The sequence below is a fragment of the Ruminococcus albus AD2013 genome, assembly GCF_000526775.1.
Taxonomy (GTDB): Bacteria; Bacillota; Clostridia; order Oscillospirales; family Ruminococcaceae; genus Hominimerdicola; species Hominimerdicola alba_A.
The window spans coordinates 460,571-472,078 of the sequence record NZ_JAGS01000001.1; the positions used below are offsets into that span (position 1 = coordinate 460,571).

At 43.7% G+C, this 11,508-nt stretch carries 13 protein-coding genes; 5 read left to right on the forward strand and 8 right to left on the reverse strand.

Annotated features, from left to right (window positions below; genetic code table 11):
- Positions 1–16: 16 nt before the first annotated feature.
- Positions 17–907, reverse strand: coding sequence for a LysR family transcriptional regulator (locus N773_RS0101975; protein ID WP_024856196.1), 891 nt, complete (start codon positions 905–907; stop codon positions 17–19).
- 141 nt (positions 908–1,048) lie between these two features.
- Between N773_RS0101975 and N773_RS0101980 the strand changes: the two genes are divergently transcribed.
- The 4 genes from N773_RS0101980 to N773_RS22840 are packed head-to-tail and all read left to right on the forward strand — an operon-like array spanning position 1,049 to position 3,425.
- The gene (locus N773_RS0101980) at positions 1,049–1,285 is read left to right on the forward strand and encodes a hypothetical protein (protein ID WP_024856197.1); all 237 of its coding nucleotides are present in this window, start codon (positions 1,049–1,051) and stop codon (positions 1,283–1,285) included.
- Between the two features lies 1 nt (position 1,286).
- On the forward strand, positions 1,287–2,285 hold the full coding sequence (locus N773_RS0101985; RefSeq protein WP_024856198.1) for an alpha/beta hydrolase: 999 nt from the start codon (positions 1,287–1,289) through the stop codon (positions 2,283–2,285).
- Between the two features lie 20 nt (positions 2,286–2,305).
- The gene (locus N773_RS0101990) at positions 2,306–2,869 is read left to right on the forward strand and encodes a sugar O-acetyltransferase (protein ID WP_024856199.1); all 564 of its coding nucleotides are present in this window, start codon (positions 2,306–2,308) and stop codon (positions 2,867–2,869) included.
- On the forward strand, positions 2,862–3,425 hold the full coding sequence (locus N773_RS22840) for a cyclophilin-like fold protein (RefSeq protein ID WP_242840342.1): 564 nt from the start codon (positions 2,862–2,864) through the stop codon (positions 3,423–3,425). The genes N773_RS0101990 and N773_RS22840 overlap by 8 nt, the downstream gene beginning before the upstream one ends.
- A gap of 230 nt (positions 3,426–3,655) precedes the next feature.
- Here the strand turns inward: N773_RS22840 and N773_RS0102000 are convergent, their stop codons facing one another.
- Positions 3,656–4,153: a hypothetical protein gene (locus tag N773_RS0102000; protein WP_024856201.1), complete on the reverse strand. Its 498-nt coding sequence runs from the start codon at positions 4,151–4,153 to the stop codon at positions 3,656–3,658.
- A gap of 71 nt (positions 4,154–4,224) precedes the next feature.
- Positions 4,225–4,473, reverse strand: coding sequence for a heavy-metal-associated domain-containing protein (locus N773_RS0102005; RefSeq protein WP_024856202.1), 249 nt, complete (start codon positions 4,471–4,473; stop codon positions 4,225–4,227).
- 403 nt (positions 4,474–4,876) lie between these two features.
- Between N773_RS0102005 and eno the strand changes: the two genes are divergently transcribed.
- Positions 4,877–6,178 carry a phosphopyruvate hydratase gene (gene eno, locus N773_RS0102010; protein WP_024856203.1) on the forward strand — a complete coding sequence of 434 codons (1,302 nt, stop codon included), beginning with the start codon at positions 4,877–4,879 and terminating at the stop codon, positions 6,176–6,178.
- 281 nt (positions 6,179–6,459) lie between these two features.
- On the opposite strand, the gene N773_RS0102015 is transcribed toward eno, so the two are convergent.
- The 5 genes from N773_RS0102015 to pnuC form a co-directional block, all read right to left on the reverse strand.
- The gene (locus tag N773_RS0102015) at positions 6,460–6,726 is read right to left on the reverse strand and encodes an HPr family phosphocarrier protein (protein WP_024856204.1); all 267 of its coding nucleotides are present in this window, start codon (positions 6,724–6,726) and stop codon (positions 6,460–6,462) included.
- A gap of 58 nt (positions 6,727–6,784) precedes the next feature.
- A complete protein-coding gene (locus N773_RS0102020) occupies positions 6,785–8,704 on the reverse strand; it encodes a PTS fructose transporter subunit IIABC (RefSeq protein ID WP_024856205.1) in 1,920 nt (639 codons plus the stop codon).
- Between the two features lie 25 nt (positions 8,705–8,729).
- Complete coding sequence (pfkB, locus tag N773_RS0102025) at positions 8,730–9,629, reverse strand: 1-phosphofructokinase (protein WP_024856206.1); 900 nt, start codon at positions 9,627–9,629, stop codon at positions 8,730–8,732.
- Entirely contained in the window at positions 9,630–10,376 is a 747-nt protein-coding gene (locus N773_RS0102030) for a DeoR/GlpR family DNA-binding transcription regulator (protein WP_024856207.1), read from the reverse strand. It lies immediately after the preceding gene.
- A gap of 313 nt (positions 10,377–10,689) precedes the next feature.
- The gene (pnuC, locus tag N773_RS0102035) at positions 10,690–11,376 is read right to left on the reverse strand and encodes a nicotinamide riboside transporter PnuC (protein WP_024856208.1); all 687 of its coding nucleotides are present in this window, start codon (positions 11,374–11,376) and stop codon (positions 10,690–10,692) included.
- Positions 11,377–11,508: the final 132 nt, after the last annotated feature.

Here is an 11,508-nt window from a genome sequence, read left to right on the forward strand (position 1 = left end):
GGGTTATTGTAATTTATCAGCAGCTTGTTTTGTTGTGATAATCTTCTTTTAGCCTTTTCAGGAACAGCTCTGCTATTGGAGAAAACACCTGATACTTTTTCCAGATGATATACATATTCGTTTCAAGCGTTGGTTTGATCGGTCTGAAACAAAGTCCGCTTTTCTCGCTTGTGTCGATGAGATGTTCAAATGTAAGAAGATATCCCAGCCCCTCTTTTACGAATACAGAGCCGTTGTAGGCAAGATTGACAGTTCCGGCGAAATTCAGCTTATCCATGTTTTCACCGCACCAGCGTGGGAAATCTACGCGGATAGACTGCTCGGAACAGAAAAGCGGCAAACCATATAAATCGTTGAGGGTAACATATTCCTTTTCGGCAAGGGGACTGTCACTAAGCATTACAAGTCCCCATTTGTCGCTTTCGGGGATAGAAAGATAATTATACTTTGACAGGTTAGGCGGTTCAACGATAACTGCCAGATCAAGGATACCTTTGTCAAGACGTTCCGCAACAGGCTCGGTATCTCCGCTGAATATGTGATAAATGAAATTAGGGTACTGCTCTTTGAATGTTTTGATACTTCGTGCAAGGTATTTTATGAGATAGCTCTCGGCACAGCCTATGCGTATCTCTCCGCCGATGATGTTGTCAAGCTGGCTGAACTCTTCGGCAGTTTTATCGACCATGGCGATAATATCCTCTGCACGTTTGCGCAGGAGCATACCCTCGTCGTTCAGCAGCATATTTTTATTAGTGCGTATAAACAGCTCATGTCCTAATTCTTCTTCGAGCTTTTTGATCTCCTTTGAGAGCGACGGCTGCGAGATATGCAGGCGTTCTGCCGCCCTTGTCATGTTTTCCTCTCTTGCGATCGCTAAAAAGTAGCGTAGTATCCGTATTTCCATTCTGCACCTCCTTAATAATATACTTCTATTATACCCTGACTTGTCATTCCTGTCAAGAATGACAAGTCATTACATATAGGTATTTTACATATCAGAAAAGATATGTTATACTTTAATTACAGTAACACGGAGGTGATAATAATGGCAAACGCAGCCGACAAAACAGCGGTAATTACCGAAAATCTGCGTGACATGGGCTTGGACGATGAAATGACTGCTAAATGTCTGATGCTGATCGAAGAAAAGCGTTACGCAGAGCTTGAAAAGCTGCTGAAAGCCTATCGGCAGTCGCTTCTTGAAAGTGTTCACAAGTATAATGACCGTATCGACTGCTTGGACTTTCTCACCTACACATTAAGAAAAAACGGAGGTATCTGAAATGAAAGACGAAATGCTTACTTTGACCGCTGAATGGGACAAGACCTTCCCGAAGTCTGACAAGGTCGATCATAAGAAAGTGACATTCCATAACCGCTACGGTATCACCCTTGCTGCAGATATGTACACTCCGAAGAACGCAGACGGTAAGCTCCCTGCTATCGCTGTGTGCGGTCCTTTCGGCGCAGTCAAGGAGCAGTGCAGCGGTCTTTATGCACAGACACTTGCGGAGCGTGGGTTTCTGACTATTGCCTTTGATCCGTCCTTTACGGGTGAAAGCGGAGGTGTACCTCGTTATATGGCTTCTCCCGACATCAACACAGAGGACTTTATGGCAGCGGTAGATTTTCTCTCTGTTCAGGAAAATGTTGATCCCGGCCGTATCGGTATCCTCGGCATCTGCGGCTGGGGCGGCATGGCTCTGAATACTGCAACACTGGATACCCGTATCAAGGCGACTGTTGCATCTACGATGTACGATATGACAAGAGTGAATGCAAAGGGCTATTTTGACAGTGAGGACAGCGAAGAAAAACGCTATGAAAAGAAGGTAGCTCTTAATGCTCAGCGTATCAGGGATTATCAGTCCGGCGAGTATGAGCTTGGCGGCGGTGTTATTGATCCTCTGCCAGAAGATGCGCCGTATTTCGTAAAAGACTACCACGCTTACTACAAGACCGAGCGCGGCTATCACCCACGCTCGCTCAATTCAAACGGCGGCTGGAACAAGATAGGCTGTATGTCGTTTATCAATATGCCTATACTGCGATACAGCAATGAGATACGTTCTGCAGTTATGATAATGCACGGCGACAAGGCACATTCTTTCTATTTTGGAAAAGACGCTTATGAAGCTATGATAAACGGAAACAAGTACACCGACAACAAACAGCTTCTTGTAATTGAGGGTGCTTCGCATACCGACCTTTATGACGGCGGTGAGAATAACGCTATCCCGTTTGACAAGCTGGAAGCTTTCTATAACGAGTATCTGAAATGATCCGATCGGAGGAAAACGCAATGACAACAGCCGAATTTCTTGAATTTATGAACAGTGGAAAACAAGTCACGGCGGAGAGCAATGTGCATCAGATCATGCATAAGCTGAGTCAGGAGGCTATCCGCATAACTATGGAGATCAACAGCTGTTATCATACTCCAGATGAGATAAATGCGCTGATGTCTGAGCTTATCGGTGAACCTGTTGAAGTCGGGCTATTTCCTCCGTTCTACACAGACTGCGGAAAGAACATTCATCTCGGAAAAGGCGTGTTCATCAATGCAGGGTGTAAATTTCAGGATCAGGGCGGTATATTTATAGGTGACGGAGCGCTGATCGGGCATAATACTGTGCTTGCTACACTTAATCATGGACTTCTTCCCGAAGAACGTCATGATCTGATACCGAAACCTATTCATATCGGAAAGAATGTGTGGATCGGCTCAAATTCGACTATCCTTTCAGGGGTGACTATCGGTGATAATGCGGTCATCGGTGCAGGCTCGGTCGTCACAAAGGATATTCCGGAAAATATGATAGCGGTCGGCAGTCCCGCAAAGGTGATGAGGAGCATTTATGATTAAAAGCAGATCTATGGCAGTTATTGCTTCTTTTCTGATGCTGAACGGGTGCGGGAGTTACTCAGAGGATAGTTCGGCTGTGACGGTGCAAAGCGAAAATTCGTCTGTTATTATGCAAAGCGACAGCAGCGTTTCATACATTACCTCCGACCGACGAGAGGTCACAAACTCCGAACAGCAAGAAGAAAAGAAAGCAGACGGTATGCAGATAGTTGCAGGAGATAAGCATTTTTCTGTGACATTGGAAAGCAACGATACCGTCACGGAATTGATGGAAATGCTGCCATTAACACTTGATATGTCCGAGCTGAACGGCAATGAAAAGTATTATTACCTTGATACATCGCTGCCTTCTTTGCCTGAAAACGTGGATCATATCAATGAGGGTGATATTATGCTATACGGAGACAGCTGTCTTGTCGTTTTCTATGATAGCTTTGATACTTCTTACACATACACGAAGATCGGGCATATCGATGATACTTCAGAACTTGCTGATACACTCGGTACGGGCAGTGTGACCGTAACATTTGAAATGGACGGCAGGAATGATACCTGATACATCGTACATTATAAAAAAGCCCATGTGGCAAAATAAATCAAGCAAAGAACTGGCTTCGCAATTCAAGCGGAGTCAGTTCTTTGCTTTGAGTTTAATACACTGTTGATTGTAGAAATAGATATAATGGATCATTCGCGAAATGCTTCTCCATCGATCTCGCATCCATGTGGGATATCAGGTCGTTTCAGTGTTGGAAAGTATTCAAATGCCGCCAAATATTTGTCATCTCAAAACAACGCACATATCCATGCCGCAAGTGCAGAAGCAGCAGGGAATATAACCAGCAGTTTAAGCAGTTGACTTCTGATGTTGAAACCGTATTTTCTGTTTGAATATACGCTTTCAATTTCGGGAAAATAATACTGAAAAAACTTGTATTTCATAAGCAGGAAATAGTCAAAGCAGACCATGTCATAAATCTTGTATATCGTAAATATCAGTACAAACCGCAGAAAAAACTGTCTGAAGGTTAAACTGCATCTGAAGCCGTCCCATATCGATATAACACCTACCCCGATGATCATCGCAATGCTGAAACCCATCAATACCCAACCGATTACTCTTGCACCGTAAAACAACGCGGTATTTCTCGGCTTCAAGATATTCTGTGCCTCTTTAGGTGCAGAGGAAAAGAATTTTTTATCCTGAATAAAAGCAACTGCCGAAAGCAGCATCAGGGATATCGCTGCACAAAACACTATTGCTAAAAATATCGTTATCAGCATATCGTTTCTCCTTTCACGCCATAAAATGCAAACGGCAGCAGCGCATTATTATCGATATACGGTCACGTTCATCATCTGCCAAACAGACCTTTTTTCTCGTATGTCCCGCATACAAAACCGGTCACCTTGTAACCGCTGTCTGCAAGTGCTGCTTCGATCTCTTCACGCGTGAGTGAGTTTTTACTGATGATCACGGTTTCACCTTTCTTGTGAGAAGCAACGATCTTCTTGACTTCAATTTTTTTGCGTATCGAATCATTGATGTGAACTTCACACATTCCGCACATCATACCGTCTATTTTTACTGTTGTTTTATACATAGCATCTATAACCTCTCGTTGACAATAAAAGCTGAATTAGTTTTATCTAACTTTGTTTCAAATAAAAAGCAACATAACGCTGCTCTGAAATTAGTTATAACTAACCATATTATAACACATCTTTCGGTGTATGTCAATAGTTATATGAAATATCGGATCTTAGTACATTTTTGTGTTATTATTTTATAGCCGATTCGGCACTAATTACACATCTGACCATATTGACAGAGAAGGGGAGCTGTGATATAATTAAATAGGTTAGTAAACACTAACCGCGAATAGATCATTGCAGACCCCTTTCGGAAGCCTTGTGCGATAGGGCATATGAATACTTCGGGTCTGCGCGTCAATAATGTGAGTGATCACGTTAAATAAATGCCGATGGGCAGAATGGAGAACAGATATGGATTATTTAGAGATCGAAAAGATCGTTGGCAGAGAGATACTTGACTCCCGCGGAAACCCCACAGTTGAAGCAGAGATAACTCTTGCAGACGGTACTGTTGCAAGAGGTACTGCACCTTCCGGTGCTTCAACAGGTGAGTTTGAGGCTCTGGAACTTCGTGACGGCGACAAGGGCAGATATCTTGGAAAGGGTGTTCAGAAAGCAGTTGAGAATATCAACACAGTTATCGCTGATACAATCAAGGGAATGGATGCTTCGGATATTTATGCTATCGACAGGGCTATGATAAAGGCTGACGGCTCAAATGATAAATCAAAGCTTGGTGCTAATGCTATACTGGCAGTGTCCATCGCGTGTGCAAGAGCAGCGGCAACTTCACTGGATATCCCGCTTTACAGATTCCTTGGCGGTATTCAGGGAACAAAGTTGCCTGTACCTATGATGAATATCCTCAACGGCGGTGCTCACGCTGACAGTGCTGTTGATACTCAGGAGTTCATGATAATGCCTGTCGGAGCACCTTCTTTCAAGGAAGGTCTGCGCTGGTGTGCAGAGGTCTTCCATGCACTGAAAGCTCTGCTGAAGGAGATGGATGATGTTACCGCCGTTGGTGATGAGGGTGGTTTTGCACCTAACAACCTGAAGAGTGATGAAGAAGCTATCGAGAAGATACTTGAAGCAGTAAAGAAAGCAGGCTTCGAGCCAGGCAAGGATTTCATGATTGCTATGGACGCTGCTTCTTCTGAATGGAAGAGTGAAAAGGGCAAGGGATTCTACAAGCAGCCCAAGAGCGGTAAGGAGTTCACATCAGATGAACTTATCGCACACTGGGAAGCACTGGTGGATAAGTACCCCATTATCTCTATTGAAGACGGTCTTGATGAAGAAGACTGGGACGGCTGGGTAAAGATGACAAAGCAGATAGGTCACAAAGTTCAGCTTGTGGGCGATGACCTGTTTGTTACCAACACAGAGCGTCTTGCAAAGGGTATTCAGCTTGGTGCGGGTAATTCTATACTCATCAAGCTTAACCAGATCGGTTCTGTATCCGAAACTCTGGAAGCTATCAAAATGGCTCACAAGGCAGGATACACATCAATTTCTTCTCACCGTTCGGGCGAGACAGCTGATACTACTATTGCTGATCTTGCAGTTGCGCTCAACACCTGCCAGATCAAAACAGGTGCACCCAGCAGATCTGAGAGAGTTGCTAAATACAACCAGCTTCTCCGCATAGAGGAACAGCTGGGTGATTCAGCTTGCTATCCTCAGATGGGCGCGTTCAATGTTAAGAAATAATATAATCATTTTCTCTTTCAATAAGAAAGTGGCAGCAGCTGATCTACGGCTGCTGTCACTTTTCTTTGTTATTCTGTTTTTTTAGTGCAGGGTTTTGCACACATTGCGTATACGTAATATGTCCGTAACTGTTTTCGATGGATATACTGCAAATAGCGGCACAAATTTCTTGTCGATATCTGAGAACGGAATAAATAATGCAAACCGACTGCTCAGCTTGATCAATACAGTGATAGGTCTATAGCTGCAATTTAGTTTATATCACAATAGCACATATCCTTTTACTCGCCGAATCCGTTCTCGAACATTGCAGTTATCTCGTCAAGAACAGCCTGTTCCTCTCCGCCGTTTACTACGATCTCGACTACAGTGCCCTTTTTCAATCCTGCTGCCATGATCTGCATTACAGCTTTAGCCTTGATGTCTTTTCCCTCGGCTTTAAGTATCACTTCGCTGTCAGGATGAGCTTTTACTGCTTTTGCAATAAGCCCTGCGGGTCTCATGTGCATACCTTCTGCGTTTACGATCTCTACTTTTTTGGATACCATATAAGATCACTCCTTTACAAAAGTATATCCAATGTCTTATAGTCAAATGGTCGATGTGTTATTCTGCCTTGGGCTGCTTCTTTTTAAGAAGTACTAGCATGATCATTCCTACTACCGAACCGATAGCAAGTGCAAGTATATACTGTATAGGATTGCCGACAACAGGGAATACGAATATACCGCCGTGAGGTGCTCTGAGGGAACAGCCGAATGCCATTGAAAGAGCTCCTGCTGTTCCTGCACCTATCATACAAGAGGGGATAACTCTTGTGGGGTCAGCTGCTGCGTATGGGATAGCACCTTCAGTGATGAAGCTAAGACCCATTATGTAGTTTACGGGACCGTTTTTGATTTCTTCTTCGGTCCAGCGGTTTTTAAAGAAAGTAGTAGCGAGAGCTATAGCAATAGGAGGAACCATTCCGCCGACCATTACGGCTGCCATGATGTCGAAATTCTCAGAAGTGATAGCTGCTGTACCGAATACATAAGCTGCCTTGTTGAAAGGTCCGCCCATATCTATGGACATCATCGCACCGAGTACAAAGCCCAGAAGCACTTTGCTGGAGCTTCCCATGTTGGTGAGCAGGTTTGCAAGTCCTTCATTGAGTATACCCATTATCGGGTTGACTGCACACATCATGATAGCAACTATTCCAAGTCCGCCAAGAGGATAGATAAGTACGGGCTTGATGCCGTTGAGTGATTTTGGCAGACCATTGCAAGCCTTTTCAAGTGCAAGCATAAGGTAACCGCCGAGGAATCCTGCCAGCAAAGCTCCGAGGAAGCCAGATGGAACATTTCCGTCGGGGTTTGCAAAGGTTGCGCCAGCTGCCGCCATTGCTCCGCCTGCCATACCGACCAGAAGACCAGGTCTGTCTGCGATACTAAGACCGATATATCCTGCAAGTATCGGTACCATAAACTGGAAAGCATAGCCGCCGATAGTTTTGAACCACGCTGCTGCTGCCAGATGCGTACCAAAGTCGCCGTCCTGCGGTGCTCCGCCAAGGGAGTCTATCAGGAATGCCAGAGCTATGAAGATACCGCCTGCTACCGTGAAGGGCAGCATATTCGATACACCGTTCATCAGGTGCTTATAAAGTTTTCTGCCGAAGTTTTCATCATCGCCCGAAGCTGAAATGCTGCTGTCTGCTCCGCCCTCATGATGATATACTGGAACATCGCCTGATTCAATTCGCTTTATCAGTTCTTCAGGGATCTTTATTCCGTCCGACACTTTTGTTTTGAAAACTTTTTTGCCGTCAAAACGTGCCATTTCCACCGTCTTGTCTGCTGCGATTATTATACCGTCGCAGTTTTCGATATCCTCTTTAGTGAGAACATTCTTTGCGCCGCCCGAGCCGTTTGTTTCGACTTTTATTGTGATACCAAGCTTTTTGCCCGCTTTTTCAAGGGCTTCGGCTGCCATATATGTGTGTGCTATACCTGTGGGACAAGCAGTAACGGCAAGTACTCTGTAACCCATTGCCGAAGTCTTTTCTGCTTTAGGCTCATCGGGATATTTTTCCTTTTCCATATCGTCTATTATCTTTAAGAACTCATCCGCGTCATGTGCACCCAGGAGTTTTTCTCTGAAATCTTCATCCATAAGTATTGTCATAAGGCGGGACAGCACTTCAAGATGAACATCACCGTCGTTTGGTGCTGCTATCATGAATAACAGGTTTGAAGGTTCATCATCGAGAGCTTCATAATCAACGCCATCGGGAACCGTCATAGCCGCCAGAGAAGGAGCCTTTACCGCATCGCTTTTGGCATGGGGGATAGCGATGCCTTCGCCGACTGCTGTAGAACCTTTTTCTTCTCTTGCAAGAATTCCCGCTTTGTATGCGTCCTTGTCGGCGATACTGCCGCCTTTTACCTGAAGGTCTATAAGCATATCGATCGCTTCGGACTTTGATCTTGGTGAAGCGCCAAGCTGTATGCTGTTCTTACTTAGCAAATCAACTATTTTCATAAATTTTCCTCCTTCTCTGATGATATCAAAGTGTATTCAGAAGCTCTGTTATTTTTTCTTTTGTAGCTAGGCCGTCTGAAAATGCTGTTGCTCCGCCAGCCGCTGTTCCGAGCTTCAGCGCATATTCGTAATCGCCCTCTGCCGAACCTGCCACAAAGCCTGCTACCATTGAATCGCCTGCTCCAACCGAATTTTTAACGATGCCTTTGCAAACTCCGCTTATGTGAGTTTCCCCGTTTTCGTCAACAAGAAGTGCACCGTCGCCTGCCATAGATATCAGCACGTTCTTTGCACCCTTTTCCTGAAGCTTTCTGGCATATTTTTCTATCTCATCGATAGTGGTGAGTTTTACGCCGAACATCTCACCCAGCTCGTGATTATTTGGCTTGATAAGGAACGGTTCATATTTCAGAACATTCAGCAGAAGATCTTTTGTAGCGTCCACAACTGTCATGATATTCCTGCACGAAAGCCGCTGTAAGATCTTCTCGTATATATCGGAAGGCAGGCTGTTGGGTATACTTCCTGCTAGTATTAGCGTGTCGCCGTCTTTCAGTTTATCAAGTTTCCCGAAAAGTGCAGCGAGGGCATTTTCATCAATGTGAGGTCCCTGTCCGTTGATCTCGGTCTCTTCGTTGGTTTTTATTTTTACGTTTATGCGGGAATTGCCTTTTTCAAGTCTGACAAAATCAGCGTCGATGCCCATAGCCATTAATCCGTTTTCGATAGCCTCACCGGTAAAGCCTGCTGTAAAGCCCAGCGCTTTTGACTTTATTCCCAACTCGTTAAGCACTATAGAAACGTTTATTCCCTTTCCGCCGAAGAACATCTCTTCGTAAGAAGCACGGTTTACTTCACCAGTTTTCAGTTTCTCCATGCGGACAACATAATCGATTGCAGGATTAAATGTTACTGTGTATACCATCTACATTACCTCCTTAATATTTGTTGCTGACAAATACTTCTTGTCACCGAGTTTGTCGGTTATTATCATTACCCGTCCCAGATCAGCAAAAGATACTGATGTGATCTGCTCGAATTTGGAATGATCTGCAAGAATATAAACCATTCTGCTGTTTCTTATCACCGCAGTTTTTACGCTCGCTTCGTTTCTGTCGGGTGTGGAGATATCTCCTGAAAGTGAGATGCCGTTTGCACCGATAAAACTCTTGGTGAAGTTGTAGCTTTGCAGACTGCTCACACATTCCGCACCTACGATAGCTTCGGTAGCAAGCTTTATCTCACCTGCGGGTATAAATACTTTAAATCCTCGCTGTGCCAGCTTCTTTGCGTGGATGAATGCGTTGGTCACAAAGGTAACATCCTTATCGGGGATAAAGTCTATCATCTTTTCGGTAGTAGTACCTGCGTCAATGAATACGAAATCTCCATCATCGATAAGTGATGCTGCATATCTTGCAATAGCCAGTTTTTCATCATTGAACAGTTTTGACTTTTTCTCTATATCCTGTTCTTCATATACAAATGAGTCATTTACCGAGATCGCACCGCCGTGAACCTTAACAAGAAGTCCTTTTTTTGCTAGAGCGTTAAGATCGCGCCTTACTGTAGATTCAGAAGCGTTCAGCAGCTCGCAAAGCTCTCCCAGCTGTACACTTTTGTTGGAATTAACTGAATTTAAGATTATCGAATGTCTTTCCTCAGTAAGCATTATCGATCACCTCTTGTGTTCCTTTTGAACGAATTTGACTGTTTCTAACGTAAATATATCATATTATTTCTTGTAAGTCAAGGAAAATCATTCATTTTCATTCAAAATAAATCATTTTTGTATAACCGTACACTTCTGATGGCAATGGATTGGTGATTATGAATAAATTGATCTGACTATTCCTTTCACTATCACTGCACATAGTTTCATAAATAGTCATATAAGTGCGGTACTCGGCACTTCAGCCCATGCGTGAGCTGAAAGTCTCCCGGCTTATTCTCAAAAAAGTATGATATGCGGAATATCTGTAAACTCAGGCTGCCTGACGTTTTTTCATCTTCTGCCAGCTGAAAAAGCTGTATATATCATTTACAAGAAATACTGCAAAGCATACAACGACCGATATGTAGCGTGTGTCGGTAATACTGGCCATTATCCAGAGTATTATCAGGACGATATCATTGGCTGAATATGCTATGGCATAAAAGGGACTTCTCCTGAATGTCAGGTAGACGGCTATAAAGCTCGTTGTGACCGATAGTGTGCTTGGAATGATTTTTGCGGTATGGAACATCTGTAATATGAAATAGAATACGATGGTCACTATCGTTGCCAAAACAAACATAAACACTGTTTCACTTTTACTTATGCTGTTGACCCTAACTTCTGCTCTGTTGCCGTTAAATGGATTGCGAAGCCATGAGATAAGAGCAAATACAGCCATAGGCATCGTCATTCCGAGGTAAGTGACCATTTCTCCGAAATACGAGAATTTATAGGAGATGATCCCGTACAACAGGCTGAATATTATAACAAGCACCTGACCGACAGGATTGCCTTTTGCATTGAATATCAGGTAAGTTACACCGATCAGTGAAGCACATAAAGTCAGATAACTGCTCCTGTCAAATACAAAAAACGAAGTCAGAACAAGCAGAGTTGAAATGCTCCAAAGCATGATCTCAGACTTGGAAAAATATTCTTTGATACGTTTTATCATTCTGTTTTCCTCCAAAAAATAAAGCATCTGCGCACACATCTTCAAAGACCTAACGATGTGTGAACAAATGCTTTACGCATTTCTACCCGGTGGCAGTTTCTATATTGTTTATATCATAGCACGAAGGCTTAA